At 64.3% G+C, this 16,745-nt stretch carries 18 protein-coding genes and 2 pseudogenes; 10 read left to right on the top strand and 10 right to left on the bottom strand.

Annotated elements, in window-relative coordinates; translation table 11 throughout:
• Positions 1-232 precede the first annotated feature (232 nt).
• Positions 233-343: pseudogene (locus ACIIOY_RS26215) on the top strand (IS481 family transposase); the annotation flags it as partial.
• Here ACIIOY_RS26215 and ACIIOY_RS26210 read toward each other — a convergent pair.
• Positions 325-546: pseudogene (locus tag ACIIOY_RS26210) on the bottom strand (DUF1403 family protein); the annotation flags it as partial. The pseudogenes ACIIOY_RS26215 and ACIIOY_RS26210 overlap by 19 nt on opposite strands.
• 22 nt (positions 547-568) lie before the next feature.
• On the opposite strand from ACIIOY_RS26210, the gene ACIIOY_RS26205 reads away from it, so the two are divergent.
• From ACIIOY_RS26205 to ACIIOY_RS26185, 5 genes are all read left to right on the top strand, one after another.
• A complete protein-coding gene (locus ACIIOY_RS26205; protein WP_411037613.1) occupies positions 569-1,246 on the top strand; it encodes a sugar ABC transporter substrate-binding protein in 678 nt (225 codons plus the stop codon).
• A 107-nt stretch (positions 1,247-1,353) separates the two neighbouring features.
• Complete coding sequence (locus ACIIOY_RS26200) at positions 1,354-2,337, top strand: ABC transporter permease (RefSeq protein WP_411037612.1); 984 nt, start codon at positions 1,354-1,356, stop codon at positions 2,335-2,337.
• Positions 2,338-2,361: 24 nt separating this feature from the next.
• The gene (locus ACIIOY_RS26195; protein WP_411037611.1) at positions 2,362-3,516 is read left to right on the top strand and encodes a Gfo/Idh/MocA family protein; all 1,155 of its coding nucleotides are present in this window, start codon (positions 2,362-2,364) and stop codon (positions 3,514-3,516) included.
• 10 nt (positions 3,517-3,526) lie between these two features.
• Positions 3,527-4,585, top strand: coding sequence for a Gfo/Idh/MocA family protein (locus ACIIOY_RS26190; RefSeq protein ID WP_411037610.1), 1,059 nt, complete (start codon positions 3,527-3,529; stop codon positions 4,583-4,585).
• A 53-nt stretch (positions 4,586-4,638) separates the two neighbouring features.
• On the top strand, positions 4,639-5,658 hold the full coding sequence (locus ACIIOY_RS26185) for a LacI family DNA-binding transcriptional regulator (RefSeq protein ID WP_411037609.1): 1,020 nt from the start codon (positions 4,639-4,641) through the stop codon (positions 5,656-5,658).
• 17 nt (positions 5,659-5,675) lie between these two features.
• On the opposite strand, the gene ACIIOY_RS26180 is transcribed toward ACIIOY_RS26185, so the two are convergent.
• From ACIIOY_RS26180 to ACIIOY_RS26170, 3 genes are read right to left on the bottom strand one after another with little or no spacing between them, the layout of a single operon-like run.
• Positions 5,676-6,467, bottom strand: coding sequence for a creatininase family protein (locus tag ACIIOY_RS26180; RefSeq protein ID WP_411037608.1), 792 nt, complete (start codon positions 6,465-6,467; stop codon positions 5,676-5,678).
• 9 nt (positions 6,468-6,476) lie between these two features.
• Positions 6,477-6,797, bottom strand: coding sequence for a MocE family 2Fe-2S type ferredoxin (locus tag ACIIOY_RS26175; RefSeq protein ID WP_411037607.1), 321 nt, complete (start codon positions 6,795-6,797; stop codon positions 6,477-6,479).
• A 16-nt stretch (positions 6,798-6,813) separates the two neighbouring features.
• Positions 6,814-7,908 carry a fatty acid desaturase gene (locus ACIIOY_RS26170; protein ID WP_411037606.1) on the bottom strand — a complete coding sequence of 365 codons (1,095 nt, stop codon included), beginning with the start codon at positions 7,906-7,908 and terminating at the stop codon, positions 6,814-6,816.
• Between the two features lie 127 nt (positions 7,909-8,035).
• Between ACIIOY_RS26170 and ACIIOY_RS26165 the strand changes: the two genes are divergently transcribed.
• The gene (locus tag ACIIOY_RS26165; protein WP_411037605.1) at positions 8,036-9,064 is read left to right on the top strand and encodes a LacI family DNA-binding transcriptional regulator; all 1,029 of its coding nucleotides are present in this window, start codon (positions 8,036-8,038) and stop codon (positions 9,062-9,064) included.
• Between the two features lie 141 nt (positions 9,065-9,205).
• Positions 9,206-10,135, top strand: a complete 930-nt coding sequence (locus ACIIOY_RS26160) for a substrate-binding domain-containing protein (RefSeq protein ID WP_411037604.1) — start codon at positions 9,206-9,208, stop codon at positions 10,133-10,135.
• Positions 10,136-10,241: 106 nt separating this feature from the next.
• Here the strand turns inward: ACIIOY_RS26160 and ACIIOY_RS26155 are convergent, their stop codons facing one another.
• Positions 10,242-10,601, bottom strand: a complete 360-nt coding sequence (locus ACIIOY_RS26155) for an AtuA-related protein (RefSeq protein ID WP_411037603.1) — start codon at positions 10,599-10,601, stop codon at positions 10,242-10,244.
• A 219-nt stretch (positions 10,602-10,820) separates the two neighbouring features.
• On the opposite strand from ACIIOY_RS26155, the gene ACIIOY_RS26150 reads away from it, so the two are divergent.
• Positions 10,821-12,173: an acyclic terpene utilization AtuA family protein gene (locus ACIIOY_RS26150; RefSeq protein WP_411037602.1), complete on the top strand. Its 1,353-nt coding sequence runs from the start codon at positions 10,821-10,823 to the stop codon at positions 12,171-12,173.
• A gap of 69 nt (positions 12,174-12,242) precedes the next feature.
• On the top strand, positions 12,243-13,283 hold the full coding sequence (locus ACIIOY_RS26145; RefSeq protein WP_411037601.1) for a LacI family DNA-binding transcriptional regulator: 1,041 nt from the start codon (positions 12,243-12,245) through the stop codon (positions 13,281-13,283).
• A 17-nt stretch (positions 13,284-13,300) separates the two neighbouring features.
• Here ACIIOY_RS26145 and ACIIOY_RS26140 read toward each other — a convergent pair whose 3' ends face one another.
• The 5 genes from ACIIOY_RS26140 to ACIIOY_RS26120 form a co-directional block, all read right to left on the bottom strand.
• On the bottom strand, positions 13,301-13,951 hold the full coding sequence (locus ACIIOY_RS26140) for an amino acid ABC transporter permease (protein ID WP_411037600.1): 651 nt from the start codon (positions 13,949-13,951) through the stop codon (positions 13,301-13,303).
• 10 nt (positions 13,952-13,961) lie between these two features.
• Positions 13,962-14,627, bottom strand: coding sequence for an amino acid ABC transporter permease (locus tag ACIIOY_RS26135; protein WP_411037599.1), 666 nt, complete (start codon positions 14,625-14,627; stop codon positions 13,962-13,964).
• A 12-nt stretch (positions 14,628-14,639) separates the two neighbouring features.
• Positions 14,640-15,386: an amino acid ABC transporter ATP-binding protein gene (locus ACIIOY_RS26130; protein WP_411037598.1), complete on the bottom strand. Its 747-nt coding sequence runs from the start codon at positions 15,384-15,386 to the stop codon at positions 14,640-14,642.
• A 29-nt stretch (positions 15,387-15,415) separates the two neighbouring features.
• Complete coding sequence (locus tag ACIIOY_RS26125; RefSeq protein WP_411037597.1) at positions 15,416-16,279, bottom strand: transporter substrate-binding domain-containing protein; 864 nt, start codon at positions 16,277-16,279, stop codon at positions 15,416-15,418.
• Positions 16,280-16,598: 319 nt separating this feature from the next.
• Positions 16,599-16,745 (bottom strand): aldehyde dehydrogenase family protein (locus tag ACIIOY_RS26120; RefSeq protein WP_411033051.1); only part of this gene is annotated, 147 nt, incomplete at its 5' end.

Here is a 16,745-nt window from a genome sequence, read left to right as displayed (position 1 = left end):
CCAGCCAGCATCTTGAATCACAAATACGGCGACTTGGGAATCCTACTCCGATTCAACCCAAGATCAGTTCGCTCTAGCTTGTAGAGAGAGCGACCGGCACGGCATCTTCCTCAAGCAGCTTTTCGATAATTGCACCAGCGCCTCTGGTTCGCACGTTTGGTGCGGCGGCGCCTAGTTGTTTGATCCCACGGTTTGATGGTGTGATCCTTTCTGCGGAATGGAAGGAAGTACTATGGGACAAGTTCGTCACGGCAGCGCCACGACCACGCACGCCGTCAGAGCAGCAATACAGCGATCGCAAGCTTCGCTCGCGCAGTTGAGCCGGGAGCGGGGCATCCACGAGATCGAGAATGGTGGCAAGCGATCGTCCCAAGCCAAGTCCAACAAATCAGTTAGGTCGGCGATCGACTTCGAGGAAAAGCCTGGTTTTCGGCTGTCCAGCCCTCCGTAGGCCGAACGCACTTTTCCGGTAGGCCCCGGATCGTCGCCAGCGGAGGTGAGCAAAAGCGCATCACACAACGCGTGTTCGTCATCGGTACGGCCCATCATCGAAGTGTTTTCCCGGCCTTTGAACGGCCTCGCGCAGAGCGCCATCGCGTCAGGCATTCCCTTCATCTCGATGGACCAGGCGCCCTCCGACATGGAGGCCGTGACCTATCACGTCGGCGGCGATCCCTGCGCGGACGGAAAGGCGGCGGGCGAATATTTCGGCAAGGTATCCGAGGGCAAGCCTTTCAAGCTGCTAGAAATCCAGGGCGGCCTGTTCAACGACAACGGCCTGCGCCGCTCCTCCTGTCTCGACGAGGCCCTGAAGGCCTATCCGAACGTGACGATCGTCGCTCAGGTGCCGACCGAATGGAGCCCGGAAAAGGCGCTGACGGGCACCGAGAACGCGCTCCAGGCCCATCCCGACCTCAAGGGCATCTACACGCCCTGGAACGACGCCCTGCAGGGGGTCTTCTCCGCCCTCAAGCAGCGCGGCCTCCTCGTTCCCAAGGGGGACCCGAAGCACATCGTCCAGGTGAGCATCGACGGCACGCCGCTCGCCTGCCAGGCCGTGCGCGACGGCTTCCTCGACCTCGATATCGCAACGCCCATAACCGAGATGGCCGACCTTGCGGTCGATGCCGCGGTCAAAGCCGGCAACGACACGCCGCCTGCCGAGAAGTCCAAGTTCCTCCCCGGCATTCCCTATGGCCAGGACGACACGCAGCTGATGGCCGAAAAGGTCTGGGGCTGCAAGTAGCCGGCTTTGAAACGGTTGCCGCGCGAAGTCGTTCTCCACCTCCTTCGTACGGCGACCGAGCCGCGCCGCCAGCGGCGCGGCTCCCGACCACAGAGAAAGGAACAGATATGGCAACGGGAACCGCCGAGATGCCGAAGCTGGGCGACGGGACCTCATACCGCGATTTCTTCAAGCAGTCCCCCATGCTCTTGATCCTTGTCGCGCTGGCGGCGGTGTTCACCGTCTTCGTCGACAACTTCGTCTCCTATGCCAACTTCGCCAACATGGCACGCCTCTTCGCTCCGCTGCTGATCCTGGCGATCGGCATGACGATCGTCTTCATCGCCGGCGGTATCGACCTGTCCGTCGGCTCCACGGCCAGCATGGCATCGGTCGTCTGCGCGCTGGTCATCCAGCACACGGGGATCGTCGCGCTCGGGTTTGCCGCGGGCATCGCAACTGGCCTGCTGATCGGCGCGATCAACGGCGCGGTGATCGCGTTCTTCCGCCTGCCCGCACTGGTCTTCACGCTTGCGATGCTGCTCACCGTGTGGGCGACCGCACTCCTCGTCACGGGCGGCTATTCCGTCGGCAAGCTGCCGCTGAGCGTGCTGGCCTTCGGCCGTGGCACCTTTCTCGCCATTCCGAACCTTCTCTGGGTCGCCATCGCGGTGCTTCTCGTCGCCGCGCTCTTCCTTGCCCGCTCGATGCGCGGCCGGGAGATCTATCTGGTCGGTACCAGCGAGCGGGCCGCGACCTTCAACGCGCTGCGCGTGACGTCGACCAAGTTCATCGCCTATCTCCTGTGCGGCGGATGCGCCGGGCTTGCGGGCGTCACGATCGTCGCGCGTCTGGGGTCGGGCGGCCCGGTCGTCGGCGACAACCTGCTGCTTTCCGGCATAGCGGCGGTCGTCCTCGGCGGAACCAGCATCCACGGCGGAGAAGGCACCGTCTTCAAGACGCTGATCGGCACGCTGATCGTCATCCTGCTGGAGAAGGGGCTGAACCTGTTCGGCCTTTCCTTCTACGACCAGGCGATCGTCATGGGCGCCGTCATCGTCGCGGGCGCCTCGTTCAGCGCCTGGATGCACCGCAGGCAATCCACGCGATGATCGGCCTCTTTCAGGAACGGTTCCATGACGAATGACGACAACGGCCGCCGGCTCCGCCTCGGCATGATCGGCGGCGGAAGGGCGGGCTCCATCGGCGGCAGCCACCGCGCCGCCGCGCGGATGGACGGGCATTGGGAGATCGTGGCCGGCGTCTTCTCGCGCGATGCCGCCGCATCCGCCGAGATCGCCCGCACGCTCCATATCGAGGCGGCACGCGCCTATCGCGGCCATGCCGAGATGGCAGAGCGCGAGGCGGCGCGGCCGGACGGCATCGACGCGGTGACGATCTGCACCCACAACGACACGCATTTCGACATCGCCTGCGCCTTCCTGGAAGCGGGCATTCCCGTCATCTGCGACAAGCCGCTGACCACGAGCGTCGAAAAGGCGCGCGCGCTCGTCGAGCGGACGGCGAAGGCCCGGGTGCTGTTCGCCGTGACGCACACCTATTCCGGCTATCCGATGGTGCGCATGGCCCGTGAGATGATCGCCGCCGGCGAGCTCGGCGCGATCCGCAGCGTCCAGGTCGAATACGCCTCGCAATACCAGGCCGCCAGCGCCGGGGAGGACGACTGGCAGAACGACCCGCGGCGCTCGGGTCCCCTGGGCGTGGTGGCGGGCACCGGAACCCATGCGCACCATCTGGCCGAGTTCGTCACGGGCCTGCGCGTCGAATCGCTGGCGGCCGATCTCGCCTCGCTGGTCGAGGGGCACCGTCTCGACGACCATGCGGGCATGCTGCTGCGCCTCGAGAACGGCGCGCGCGGCCTCCTGTGGAACACGACCGTCGCGCCCGGGAACGAGAACGGGCTGCGCATCCGCGTCTATGGCAGCCGGGGTGGCCTCGAATGGGACCAGGAGCACCCGAACCACATGCGCTTCACGCCGCTCGGCGGGCAGAGCACCCTGTTTTCCAGGGGCGGCCCCGCGGCAAGCGCGCAGGCGCGCCGGGCAACACGCGTGCCGGCCGGCCATCCTGAGGGCTATCTCGAAGCCTTCGCCAATCTCTACGCCGACATTGCCGCGGCGATCCGCAGCCCGCGCCGGAGGCTGGACGACGTGGCGTTCCCGACCGTCCTCGACGGCGCGCGCGGCGTCGCGTTCATGTTCGCGGCGCTCCGGTCGGCACAGGAAAACGGCCGGTTCGTTTCGCTCGATTACCGCGCCGCCGGCGCCTGAGGAGGATTTGATGATCGGAATTGCCCTGTTGGGAGCGGGCCGCATGGCGCATGTGCACGCCGAGTCCATGAAGGGGACGGATGCGCGAATCGTGACGGTGAACGACCTCGACGCCGCGGCGGCGGAAAAGCTCGCGGCCCTCACCGGCGCGACGGCCTGCCGGACCGCCGAGGAGGCCATTGGGCACCCCGAGGTGGCCGGCGTTCTCGTCGCCGCATCCCATACGGCCCATGTGGCGCTGACGCTGAAGGCGGTCGAAGCCGGCAAGCGCGTCCTGTGCGAGAAGCCGCTCGCCACGAGCTATCCGGAAGCCGTCCGCTGCGTCGACGTGCTCGGCAAGGAGGCCGACCGCGTCTTCCTTGCCTTCAACCGCCGTTTCGATCCCGGCCACAGCGAGCTCCAGAAGCGCGTCGCAAACGGCGACATCGGCAATGTCGAGCAGCTGACGATCGCCTGCCGCGACGCCTTCATGTCGACGAGGGATTACATCGCCAATTCCGCCGGCATCTTCCGCGACATGATGGTGCACGACTTCGACATGATGCGCTGGATCCTGCGCGAGGAGCCTGTGACGATCTTCGCGCAGGGCTCGGCGCTGATCGAGCCCTGGGTCGCAGAGATGGGGGACATCGACACCGGCAACGCCATGCTGCGCACGGCATCGGGAAAGCTCGTCCTCATCACCAACAGCCGGCGCTCCAGCATGGGGTTCGATCAGCGCGTGGAGGCCGTGGGATCGAAGGGCATGCTGCTCTCCGACAACCTGCCGCGCACCGGCCTCAAGCAGTTCGGCCCGGGCGGCAGCGACGCCGTCTACGAGACGTCGGACCGGCTGCGCGCGTTCTTCCTCGAGCGCTACCGGGACAGCTACCGCCTGGAGGTGAGCGCCTTCATCGACTGCATCCGCAACGACGCCGACGCGCCGGTCAACGCGCGCGACGGTTTGGCGGCGACCTACATCGCGGAAGCGGCGACGCGCTCCTACAAGACCAACCAGCCCGTCACGCTCAGGGCGGACCACAAGGTCGATTGGGAGATCGAGCCGCCCGTGCCCGGCAAAAGCATTTGACGAAGGACCGCCCGCATGATGAACGATGTCTGGCAGATGGGTCAGGACGCCGGATGACACAGAACAAAGGTCGTCGCATTACGCTGGAGGACGTTGCCATGGAGGCCGGCGTGTCGCGCTCCCTCGCTTCCCTGGCTCTGCGCGGGGATACCGGCGTGAGCGCGGAGCGCCGGGCGCATATCCTCAAGGTGGCGGCGCGGATGAACTACGTTCCGGACCCGCATGCACGCAACCTCGCGAGCAACGGCTCGCGAACGATCGGCGTCATCGTCGGAACCATCGAGAATCCGTTCATTTCCGAGCTCGTGAAGGCGATCGACCGGGCGGCGCGCGAGCAGGGCTTCGACACGCTCCTGTCGATCAACGGCGCGACGGACGAATCGGCCAAGGCTGCCGCCAACACCTTCATCTCGCACCGTTGCGCCGGCCTGGTGCTGGTGGCCGCCCCGGCCAACGAAAGCCATGTCGTCGACATCGCCGAGCGTATCCCGGCGGTCTATATCGGCCGGCATTCGCTCAACGCCAAGGTCAACAGCGTCAGCAACGACAACCATCTCGGCGCAACGCTGGTCGTCGACCACCTGGTCGGGCTCGGCCACACACGGATCGCCTGCATCGACGGCGGCGACGGTCCGGGCGCCGGGCGCCGGCGCGAGGGCTATGTCGCGGCGATGCAGACGCACGGCCTGACACCGCTCATCGTGCGCGGCGACTACTCGATCGATGCCGGGTGGTCCGGCTGCACGGCGCTCTTCGCCGGGGCCACGACGCCGACGGCGATCTTCGCCGCCAACGACATGACGGCGATCGGCGTGCTCAACTACCTCTTCCGGAACGGATACCGCGTGCCCGCCGACATCTCCGTCGTCGGCTATGACGACATGCCCTTCTCGGCGACGGCCGCCATCGAGCTGACCACCGTGCGGCAGCCCGTGCACCAGCTCGCTTCGCAGGCGCTCTTCTCCCTGTCGGAGAGCATTGCCGGAAAGAAGACGTCCGCGACCCACAGCCTCGTCGTTCCGGAACTGATCGTCCGGAAATCGACCAGCGCGAACCCGGCTCCCCCGTCCTGACCGCCGCGGGCTGCGGATCATCCCGCCGTCGCCCAGTGCGCGCGCCGCGCGGCGACGGTACCCCACACCCGCGCGGCCGCCTCCATGGAGACGACCTCACCGGAGGGACTGAGGCCGAAGCCCTCCACCGCCTCGCCGATCGCCCGCAGCGACAGATCGAGGATCGCCCTGCCCTCCCCGGCGCTCGCCTCCGCCACGTCGGGGTTCTGCGCGAACCGGCCGAGGGGGTCGGTACGGACGCGGCCGGCGCGGTCCATGGCGACGAGGTCCGGGCGGATATGCAGCAGCTGCGAGAGTTCATAGCGGCCGGCATGGTCTCCCGTGAAGGCGCCCGCCACCAGCTCCGGGTCCGTCCGCACGAAGCGGTCGATGGGGAAGACGGCGGAAAAGGCCTCGGCCACCATGCGCAGGTCCTCCTGGCTTCCGTGATGGCCGCTGACGACGACCACGCCCGAAAAGCCGGCATTGCGGAAGGCGCGGAACTGATAGAACAGGGTCTCCAGGAGGAGATGGGCCGGCAGGGCCGCCAGCCGCGGATTGACCCCGCCCATCACCTCCCGCAGCCACGGGACATGATAGCCGACCTCGTGGACATGATAGGCCATGGTCGGCGCGACGATGCCGCCGAACCGCTCCGCCGCCATGTCGCAGAGCCAGTCCGCCTTGATCGTGTCCAGCCCGAACGGCGCCACATGGCCGTGCGGCTCGCACAGGCCCATGGGCAGGTAGACGACGGGCCTGGCGTTCTGCCGGGCGAGGAACTCCTCCGGCCGCAGCATCTCCCAGCGCACATGTTCCTTGAAGATCACAAGTGCCTCCTATTCGTCCACGGCGATATAGACATCGCCATCGACGACCTTTGCCGGATAGGTCCTGAGATTGACACAGACCGGCGCGCCCTTCGCCTCGCCCGTCTTGTAGTTGAAGCGGCCGTTGTGCTTGGGACATTCGACGATGTCGCCCATGACGAGCCCGTCGGCAAGATGGACGCGCTCATGCGTGCACAGCCCGTCGGTCGCAAAATAGTCGTCGTCCGGGCTGCGGTAGACGGCATAGGTGCGGCCGGCCGCATCGAAGCGGACGACATCCTCCTCGTCGATATCGTCGGCCGCACAAACCCTGATCCAGCTCTCCGGCATAGCTCTCTCCCCGGTCTCACTCGGCCGCCGCAACGCCGCTCGCAAACATCGCGGCATCATCGTGCCGGGCGCGTTCCGGCACCTTCCGCACGACGAAATAGCCGGGATCGTGCGCCTGCCACCAGAGCGCCGGAAGCACTTCCTTCATGACCTCGAACAGGCTGGCGTAGGTGTGCGGCAGCTGGTCCTTCACTATCTCGTGCAGGACCGGCAGGTTGTAGTAGGGGATGGAAGGATAGATGTGGTGCTCGATATGGAAGTTGAGGTTGGCATAGAGGAACTCGCCAACGGGGTTCATCCGGAACGTGCGCGTGTTCTGCCGGTGGTCGTAGGAGTCCTCGGCAAGGCCGGCGTGCTGCGTGAGGAAGCCGAAGAAGTTGAACCAGTTGGCGTAGAAGCGCGGCCCCCAGACGAAGAGCAGCGGCACGATCGTCTGCGCCGCGACGCAGTATCCGACGACCCCCGCCATGCATGCCAGATAGAAGCGGCTGGACCAGAACATCTTCCGCCACTCGCTTCTCGGAACGTAGAACTTCGCGTCGCTCGTCACGATGCCGAACGCATGCAGGACGATGCCCTTCAGCTCCCCCTTGGCCTGGACGAGGAAGAAGAAGTCGGCGGCGATCTTCAAGAGATCGGCAGGTCGCGTCACCAGGATTTCGGGGTCGAGCCCGACATGGATCGTGTCGGTGTGGTGACGCGTGTGCCGCCAGCGCCAGTCGACCGGCTCCTTCATCGTCATGAAGAGGCAGAGATTGCAGAAGATCGCGTTGAGCCAGCGGGACTTGAAGGTCGCTCCGTGACCGAGGTCGTGGGAACGCGGATCGCAGGAACTGTAGATGGTGCCGTAAAGCAGGAACGCGCCGACCGCCCACCAGGTGCCGAGGGTCCAGTATGCGAGCACGCCCGAACCGCCGAGCAGCGCCAGCCAGGTGAGGTAATTGATTAGCGGGCGGCGGTCCTCCCGCTTCATCAGACGCTTCAGGTCCTTGCGCCTGATATCGAACGTCCACCATTCCCCGTCCTGGGACGGCTCTGCGACCTCAAGGTCCGAATTGGCGTCGAAAGCCCTTGAAAGCTCATATTTTTCAGGCCGCTTCTTGAACAGCATGATTTTACTCCTCCCTGTTGAGCTGGACCGGATAATCGCAGCGCATTGCCAGGAGGGCAACCATTGTGATACTTTTTGGATCAATACGTTTCACCGATCCGAACAATTTGTTTCAGAAAGTTTCAGCATGAAGAGGGTCACCATTGCCGAGCTGGCAAGGGAAGCTGGTGTCAGCGTGTCGACGGTCAATCGCGTCCTCTCCGGGCGCCAGGTCAGGGCCGACACGGTGCAGCATGTGCTGTCGGTCGCGGAGGCCGTGGGCTTCTACGGCACGGCGACGATACGCAGCCATCTGAAGGGGGACCTTCCCGTCAAGCGGCTGGGCCTGATCGTCCAGCAGGAGGGAATGCCGTTCCACAAGGAGCTGGGCACGCGCTTCAAGGAGGCCGGCAGCGCCCGCGAAGACCGTCGTGTCGTCGCCCATGTCGAGCACATCGAGGACCTCGACCCGGTGATCGTGGCCGACACGCTCAGGAAGCTCGGCCGGAATTGCGAAGCGGTCGCCATAACCTCTGCGGACCACCCCCTCGTCAACCGCGCGGTCGACGAGCTCGCGCAGGAGGGGATTGCGGTGTTCACGGCGGTCTCGGACATAAGCTCGGGCCGGCGCGCGGGATATGTCGGCCTCGACAACAGGAAGTTCGGCCGCGCCGCAGGCTGGTTCGCCGATCGTCTCCAGAGGAAGGGAAACGAAGTCGCCATTCTCATGGGTACCCATCGCCATGTCTGCCAGGAGCAGCGGGAGATGGGGTTCAGGTCTTACCTGCGCGAGCACGCAGCCGACCTGACGGTGCTCGAGGCGGTCACGACCCACGAGACCGATCTGGGCGCCTACGACGCGACGTCCGATCTTCTGCGCCGCCACCCCGACCTGACGGCGATCTACGTGACCGGCGGCGGGATCAGGGGAGCGATAAGGGCCCTGCGGGAAGCGGAAGGCCCCACCCCTCACCTCATCAGTTGCGAGTTGAACGACGAAACCCGGCAGGCTCTGGTCGAGGGCACCCTGTCCGTCGCGCTCAGCCATCCGATGGCCGACCTTGCCGAGAAGCTCGTCAGCACGATGCTGCATACCATCGAGGACGAGCGCGCCGACCGCCGACGCGCGGAGGTGATCCTGCCCTTCGCGACCACGACCGCCGAGAGCATTTTCTGAAACAAGATAGCATAAAGCCGCTGGCGTTCGCGAAACGTCCTGAAACGAAAAATCTCAGTCTCGTTGCTTTTCCGGGCGATCGCGCTTTAGCTGATCCTGTTTTGACAATTGGCAGGCGGGAGGCCTGCCGAAGGAGGAGACATGCTAAACCTGCGCAAGGTGGCGCTCGCCGCGGCGGCCGCCACCACACTATTCTGTTCCACCCTTTCGGCGCGCGCCGACGACATCGGCGTGTCGATGCCCTACTTCGACGACGTCTGGCTCACCAACCTGCGCAACAGCATCGCGTCCAACGCCGAGAAGGCCGGTCTGGGCGTCCAGGCGGAGGATGCCCAGGGGGATGTCAGCAAACAGGCCGACCAGGTGAACAACCTCATCGCCTCCGGCGTGAAGGCGCTCATCATCTCGCCCGTGGACACCTCGGCCACCCAACCGATGACGGCCGCCGCCCAGACCGCCGGCATCCCGCTGATCTATGTCGCCCGCAAGCCGGACCAGGATCTTCCGCAGAACGTGATCTACGTGGGCTCCGACGAGCGCACGTCCGGCGTCATGCAGGCCGAGGAGTTCGCAAGGCAGCTCAACGGGAAAGGCCGCGTAGTGGTCTTCCAGGGCGAGCTCGCAGTCAACACGACGACGGTCCGCACCGGGGGCATCGACAAGGTGCTGGCCAAGTATCCCGACATCGAGGTCATCCAGAAGCCGAGCGCGAACTATCAGCGCCAGCAGGCAAGCGACATCATGACCAACATCCTGTCATCCGGCGAGCACGTCGACGGCGTGATCGCCAACAACGACGAAATGGCGATCGGCGCGATCCTCGCAACGATCGCCGCAGGTGCCGACCCGAAGCCCATCGTCTTCGCCGGCATCGACGGAACGGGCGAAGCGCTGCACCAGATGGCGCAAGGCAACCTCGACATCACGGTGTTCCACAACGCGAAGGGGCAAGGCGAGAAGGCGGTAGACGCCGTCACCAGGATGGTGAAGGGCGAACCCGTCGACCCGGTCTACTGGGTGCCCTTCGAACTGGTGACGAAAGCCAACGAGGCGGAATACGCATCGCGGTAAGCCGGCGCCGACCCGGACATTCAAGAGGTTCCACGAAAGGAAAAGAGAGGCGGCCGGGAGCCGCCTCTCTTCATGGACCGCAGCCTGAGGAGGCCTGGTGCGGTTCCTAGCGAGCCTCGCGAAGGCTGGGGGGAAGGTCGTCGGCCGTCAGCTCCATGCTCAGAAGGATCGAGCTGAAGCCCTTGCCGTGGATATCGAGCTGCAAGGTGCGGCTCGCACCGCCGCCGAGAGCGTCGTGGAGCATGAAGTTCAGCGCGGCGATATTCGGAAGCTCGTAGCGCTCGACGCTGCCCTTCACGACGCTCTTCATGAAGGCCTTGACCGCATCCGCGCTGAGGTTCTTTTCCAGCCATTCATAATCGCGCGCGTCGAAGCAGGCTATTCCCACATTGGCGGAGTTGCCCTTGTCGCCAGAGCGGGCATGACAAATATCGCGCAGGACAACGCGGTGCGGTGCTTGGCTCATTCTTCCTCCTCTGGCGTCGCGCCACTCTCGATGACGCAATCCATAGGGGCTTCGAGATGAATTGGCATCTCGTGTTTTGATGGGTTTCCATCCTCCTCCGGCGACCGCCGCTTGATTGATTCCCATCGTAAAATGGCGTGCAAGCCTTCGGCCAGAACACTAGCGTTTGCACGGACACGAGGGCGTGACTTGACCGCCCCGAAGTACACGGAGGAATTTATGGGCTCGTCGAAAACCATCCGCATCGGGGCAGGCTCGGCACACGAGGGCGACGACGTTTATGGCGCGCAGATCCTGGCCGAGAAGGGCGATCTCGACTATATCGTCTTCGATTGCCAGTCCGAAGTCGCCCTGAGCAAGGCCTATACACGTCGTGAAAACGGCATTCCCGGCTACGACATCCTCTTCGAGGCAAAGCTCAGGAAAATCCTCCCGGCCTGCGTGGGCCGCGGAACCAGGATCATCGCCAATGCGGGCATTCTCGATCCCAAGGGCGCGGCCGACGCCATCATTAAGGTCTGCCGCGAACTGGGATACGGGCATTTGAAGGTGGCCTATGTCAGCGGCGGCGACGTGACCGACCAGCTGCGCCAGGAGAACCCGACCATCGCCGATACGAACGCGCCGCTTTCGGCTTTCGGCAACGCCTTCCTCGGCGCGGTCGCCTATGGCGGCGCCAGGGAAATCGTCGCGGCGCTCGCGGAGGGCGCCGATATCGTCATCACGCCGCGGGCCGGCGATTCCGAACAGTACCTGGCCGCGATGATCCACGAATTCGGCTGGTCCTTCGACGACTGGGAGAGGATGGGCCGCGGGCTGGGCCTCGGCCACCTCGTCGAGTGCTCTGCGCAGGTGTCGGGCGGATGCTACGCCGACCCGGGACGCAAGGATGTCGAAGGCCTCGACCGCCTCGGCTTTCCCATCCTCGAAGTCGAGGCCGACGGTAGCGCCGTCATCACCAAGGTGGAGGGCACCGGCGGTGTCATCAACGAACAGACCTGCAGGGAACAACTCATCTATGAGATCAGCGATCCTGCCCGCTACATCCATGCGGATGCGATCGTCGACTTCACCACCACGCGGATCACGCAGGTGGGAGCGGATCGTGTCCGCATCGAAGGCACGGGCGGAAAGCCGAAGACGGATACGGTGAAGGTCGGGCTTGCCGTGCGCGAAGGCTATATCGGCGTCGGCCGCCTTCTTTTCGGTGGCGTCGGCGCCCTGGAGAAGGCGCGGCTTGCCGCCGAGATCTGCCGAAAGCAGCTCATCGAACGGCACGGCTTCTCGGAGGACCGTCTTCGCTTCGACTATATCGGCTTCAATGCGCTGTTCGATTGGGGAACCGATCCCTCGGCGGTCAGAGAGGTCGAGCTGCGCGTATCGGGACGCGCGCTCACGCGCGCCGAGGCCGCCGAAGTCATGACGGCCGTCTCGCTGCTGCCATGCAACGGGCCGGCCGGCGTGTTCTGGCCCCGCCCGACCGACCAGGGCGGGATCGAGGAAATCATGGGCTACTACTCGACCTTCCTGCCGCACGACGAGGTGAAGTACCAGGTTCACCTGGCGAACTAAACGCTGGCAAGAAGGGAGGCCCTATCGTAGGCTTCCCCCGGGAACGGACTTGAACCAGGTCAGCAGCGCATGCGCGAGCCAACGCGAAAGACCAAGCCGAGCAGACTGGACGACGTCGCTCGGCTTGCCGGCGTCGGGATTGCGACAGTCGATCGCGTGCTGAACGAACGGGGAGGCGTGAAGCCCGAAACCGCGCGCAAGGTCATTCTCGCCGCACAGCAGCTTCACCTTTCCCGCCGGATTCCCAACCCGTACCGGCGGAGCCTGCGCATCGCGGTCATCTTTCCGCCGCCGATCACGCAGTTCTTCCGCCGCGTCAACGAGGCGGTGCTTCAGATCGCCCCGACGCTGGACCGCGAAGTGACGCTGCATCGCGTCTTTGCCGATCCGGACAGCCCGACGGAGGTCGCCGCCCAGTTCCAGAACTCCACGGCGGATGCCTTCGTCGTCTACGCCTCCGAGACGCCCAGGACGGTCGAGGCCGTCAGGCGCGCCTCCGATGGCGGCCGTCCCGTCGTGACCTTCGTGAACGACATGCCCGATTCCGGCCGCCTCGCACACACGGGCATCGACAACCATGCGGCCGGGCGGACGGCGGGCTACTTCGCCGCGCGCATGACCAGCAAGCCGGGGCCGGTCGTCGTCCTTTACAGGGGACCCGAATATCGCGTGCACCAACAACGGCTGCGCGGCTTCGAAACCGCGCTGGCGCAACATGCACCCCACCTTGCCGTCTCCACGCTGATCGTAGGCCCCATCGAAAGGGCGCACACCTTGCACACGTTCGGGCGATACCTGGTCGAAAAAGGCCCGCCGCTCGTCGTCTACAGCACCGGAGGCGGAACGGCCGAGCTCGGCAGCGCGCTAGCAAAATTGGACTGCACCGGAAAAACGCTCTTCATCGGCCATGAATTGACCGACCAGTCGCGGGACCTGCTGGCGCGCGGAATCATGACGCTGGCGATCGACCAGAATCCCGAGCTCCAGCTTCGCGCGGCCATCGACACGATCCTCGGCGAACTCGGGTACAGCGGTTCTATACCCGCAAGCACGATCGTGCCGTTCACGGTTTTCAGTCCGGAGAATGTCGGTGCGGCCCTTTCCGGCTAGAATGCCATCAGCGCCGGTCACCCCGTTGCGAGATACCGTTTTTCAAGGCTGGCGCTTGCAATGGACAACGGCCAGCAGATCGCGAAGTAGAGCGCCGCCACGCCGCCGAACACCAGGAGCGGCTGCATGGTCGCGTTGGAGACGATGACGCCGGCGCGGCTGAGTTCCGTGAAGCCGACGATGGTGCACAGGGACGTGCCCTTGATGAAGGTCACGAGAAAGCCGACGGTGCCCGGCAGCGAAATCCGGATCGCCTGCGGAAAGATGACGTACCACATCCGGTCGATATAGCCCAAGCCCAGCGCGAGCGCGGCCTCCGACTGGCCGCGCGGAACAGACTGGATGGCCCCGCGCCATATCTCGCCGAGAAAGGCGCTCGCATGGAAGGTGAAGGCGACGACGATCGACGTCCAGGCGCTGGGATTTATCCCGACGATGGGCAACCCGTAGAACGCAATGAACAGCTGCATCAGCAGGGGCGTTCCTCTGAACACCTCGATATAGGCCTGCGCCATGCGCGCGATGACCGGAATGCGCGAGGCGCGGCAGGCGGCGACGACGATCCCGATCAATCCCCCGCAGACGAAGGCGACGATCGATATGTACACCGTCCATTTGACGCCTTCCAGGATCAGCCACAGGTCGTTCAGAACCAGGTCTCGGACCATCGCCTCCTCCTTAGACGGGATATCTGAAAATGAACTTGTCGACGCGCGAAAGAGCGAAGGACAACACCAGCGCCATGGAGAGATAGATCGCCGACAGCGTGAAATAGGCCTCGAAACTTCTATAGGTGGAATACTCGATCTCCTGGCCGAAATAGGTCAGCTCGGTCGCACCGACGGACGAGGCGACGCTCGTCATCAGCATCAGGAGGACGAACTGGCTCACGAGCGCGGGATAAACCTTCCGCACGGCCGGCTTGAGGACGATGTAGAAGAATGTCTCGAGTGTGCCGAGGCCGAGCGCGAGGCCGGCTTCGGTCTGGCCCCGCGGTATCGACGTGATGCCGCCCCGGATGATCTCCGACGAATAGGCGGCGAAGTTCGCCGACAGCGCGATCAGCGCCGCGGTGTTGGAATCGAAGCGCACGCCCATCGCGGGGAACCCGAAATAGATGAAGTAGATCTGCACGAGAAACGGCGTGTTCCGGAACAGCTGGACATAGGCGCTGGCAAGAAACGAGAGGAAGCCGATCTTCGACGTCCTGAGCAGGATGATTAGGATGGCGACGACGATGCCGACGCCCATCGAAAGGAACGAAAGACCGAGGGTCCAAAGACATCCCAGAAAGAGCCTGTCGGCCTGGTTGAAGACAACCGAGAAATCGAAATCATACTGCATCCGCTTGCTCGCTCACGACAGGATTTGTGCAAGAAAGGCTTTCGTCCTCTCGTGTTCGGGATTGTCGAAGAACGCAGCCGGGGGCTTTTCCTCGACGATCCGCCCGCCGTCCATGAAGATCACCCGGTCGGCGACCTTACGGGCGAAGCCCATCTCATGGGTCACGCAGATCATCGTCATGCCTTCGCTGGCCAGTTCCGTCATCGTGTCGAGAACCTCCTTGACCATTTCCGGGTCGAGCGCCGACGTCGGCTCGTCGAACAGGATGAGCCTCGGAGACATGCAGAGCGCCCGCGCGATTGCCACCCGCTGCTGCTGGCCGCCGGAAAGTTGCGCCGGATACTTGTCGGCCTGGTCCGCCACGCGCACCCGCTGGAGATATTGCCGCGCGACCGCATTCGCGTCCTCGCGCGACAGGCCGCGCACCCGGCGGGGCGCCAGGGTGCAGTTCTGCAGGACGGTCATGTGGGGGAAAAGGTTGAACTGCTGGAAGACCATGCCGGCCTCGGACCGGATGCGCTTCACCTGTTCGCTGGTCCCGTCGAGGCGCGTGCCGTTGACGGTGATGGTCCCGCCCTGGATTTCCTCCAGGCAGTTGATGCACCGGATGAGGGTCGACTTGCCCGAGCCGGACGGACCGCAAACCACGATCCGCTCCCCGCTTTCCACTGTAAGGGTGACATCCTTGAGGGCATGAAAGGATCCGTAGTACTTGTTGAGACCTTGGATCGATACGGCGGTCGTTCCAGCGCTGTTCATGCCCTCACCTTCGATGTCACGTGGCGTTTTCAGTCGATTTTCCAGGAAATGCCGTCGATGCTTTCCGGGAATTCGGGAAGGGACTCGAGCAGCCATTTCTGGCTGATCTTCTCAAGTTCGCCGTTCGCCATCACCTTGTCGAGGAAGCCATTCACGAAATCCAGGAACTCCTTGTCGTTCTTGCGGATGCCGCCACCCTGGAACTGGGAGCCCAGCTTGATCTTGTTCTCGAATTCGGTCCGCCCCATACGGGTGAAGTTGCCGATATAGGTGCTGTTTCCGACGATGACATCCGCCTGGCCCGACATGAGCGCCAGGATGGAGCTTTGCGGGTCATCGTACCTTACGATCGTCGCGTCGGCCGGCGCTTTCTCGGTGATGATCTTCTCCTCGGCCGACGCCTTCGAAGCGGAGATCTTCAGGCCGGAAAGATCGGGAAAATCCTTGATCTCCCTGTCCTTCGGGCCAATGACCCAATAGGACAGGCCCGCATAGGGCTTCGTGAACTGCAGGACCTCCGCGCGGTCCGGGAACATCCCCAGCACCGCGAAGAGGATGTTCACCTTGCCGGTTACCAACTGCGCAATACGGCTCTGCCCGGTTACGGGGACGAGCTCCAGATCGACGCCGATCTCGTTTGCCAGGAGCCGGGCGACGTCGATGTCGTACCCGACGAGAGCGCCGCTTTCATCCGCAAATCCCCACGGCATGTTTGCAGCCTGCACGCCGACCCTGAGCTTGCCCGCGCTTTTGACCGCCTCCAGCGTCTGCGCTGAAGCCTGAAGGGCAAAAGCCGGCAAAAGTGCCAGCAGCACGAGGGAAAGGGCGGCACCGATCCCGCCGCTTCGTCCGGCACGACATATCCGGCGGAAATATCTGAGAATATGCAGCATGCGATCCTCCTTGTTTTGCAACGCCGTGGAAGCAAGCAGCAAGCCTCATGCGAGAGCTTGGCCTCTGATGACAGATGCAGGCTGTTTGCACATCCTCCGGGGCGGCGGATCTCCTCCTCCGGCCGCGCCTTGATAGTAAGCGAAGGATCGATCACACAAAGCCTGTTCGTGATGGGAAACCATCAACACGACGAGGCGTTCGAACGCGCCGGCAAACGAGAAATCCGGCTGGCGAAGCAGAGAATGCTGCATCCGGCAAGGTCCGGCAACCCGGCTTAAGGCAGGGGAAAACTCGGCCCCGCGTGCCGGCCGCCGCGTCTCACGCCAGGGTATAGGCCGTCTTGACGGTGGTGTAGAACTCGGCGGCATACTTGCCCTGCTCGCGCGGACCGTAGGACGAGCCCTTGCGTCCGCCGAAGGGCACGTGGAAGTCGACGCCCGCCGTCGGCAGGTTGACCATCACCAT

Origin of the sequence: Shinella agrisoli, assembly GCF_046557955.1 — a bacterium.
Taxonomy (GTDB): Bacteria; Pseudomonadota; Alphaproteobacteria; order Rhizobiales; family Rhizobiaceae; genus Shinella.
This window is presented reverse-complemented; position numbering and strand designations above follow the sequence as displayed.

What these genes read in the sequence shown, in the direction of transcription:
- ACIIOY_RS26200 (WP_411037612.1), top strand. Translation starts at nt 1,354, where the DNA reads ATGGCAACGGGAACCGCCGAGATGCCGAAGCTGGGCGACGGGACCTCA.
- ACIIOY_RS26195 (WP_411037611.1), top strand. Translation starts at nt 2,362, where the DNA reads ATGACGAATGACGACAACGGCCGCCGGCTCCGCCTCGGCATGATCGGC.
- ACIIOY_RS26190 (WP_411037610.1), top strand. Translation starts at nt 3,527, where the DNA reads ATGATCGGAATTGCCCTGTTGGGAGCGGGCCGCATGGCGCATGTGCAC.
- ACIIOY_RS26185 (WP_411037609.1), top strand. Translation starts at nt 4,639, where the DNA reads ATGACACAGAACAAAGGTCGTCGCATTACGCTGGAGGACGTTGCCATG.
- ACIIOY_RS26175 (WP_411037607.1), bottom strand. Translation starts at nt 6,797, where the DNA reads ATGCCGGAGAGCTGGATCAGGGTTTGTGCGGCCGACGATATCGACGAG.
- ACIIOY_RS26170 (WP_411037606.1), bottom strand. Translation starts at nt 7,908, where the DNA reads ATGCTGTTCAAGAAGCGGCCTGAAAAATATGAGCTTTCAAGGGCTTTC.
- ACIIOY_RS26165 (WP_411037605.1), top strand. Translation starts at nt 8,036, where the DNA reads ATGAAGAGGGTCACCATTGCCGAGCTGGCAAGGGAAGCTGGTGTCAGC.
- ACIIOY_RS26160 (WP_411037604.1), top strand. Translation starts at nt 9,206, where the DNA reads ATGCTAAACCTGCGCAAGGTGGCGCTCGCCGCGGCGGCCGCCACCACA.
- ACIIOY_RS26155 (WP_411037603.1), bottom strand. Translation starts at nt 10,601, where the DNA reads ATGAGCCAAGCACCGCACCGCGTTGTCCTGCGCGATATTTGTCATGCC.
- ACIIOY_RS26150 (WP_411037602.1), top strand. Translation starts at nt 10,821, where the DNA reads ATGGGCTCGTCGAAAACCATCCGCATCGGGGCAGGCTCGGCACACGAG.
- ACIIOY_RS26145 (WP_411037601.1), top strand. Translation starts at nt 12,243, where the DNA reads ATGCGCGAGCCAACGCGAAAGACCAAGCCGAGCAGACTGGACGACGTC.
- ACIIOY_RS26140 (WP_411037600.1), bottom strand. Translation starts at nt 13,951, where the DNA reads ATGGTCCGAGACCTGGTTCTGAACGACCTGTGGCTGATCCTGGAAGGC.
- ACIIOY_RS26135 (WP_411037599.1), bottom strand. Translation starts at nt 14,627, where the DNA reads ATGCAGTATGATTTCGATTTCTCGGTTGTCTTCAACCAGGCCGACAGG.
- ACIIOY_RS26130 (WP_411037598.1), bottom strand. Translation starts at nt 15,386, where the DNA reads ATGAACAGCGCTGGAACGACCGCCGTATCGATCCAAGGTCTCAACAAG.
- ACIIOY_RS26125 (WP_411037597.1), bottom strand. Translation starts at nt 16,279, where the DNA reads ATGCTGCATATTCTCAGATATTTCCGCCGGATATGTCGTGCCGGACGA.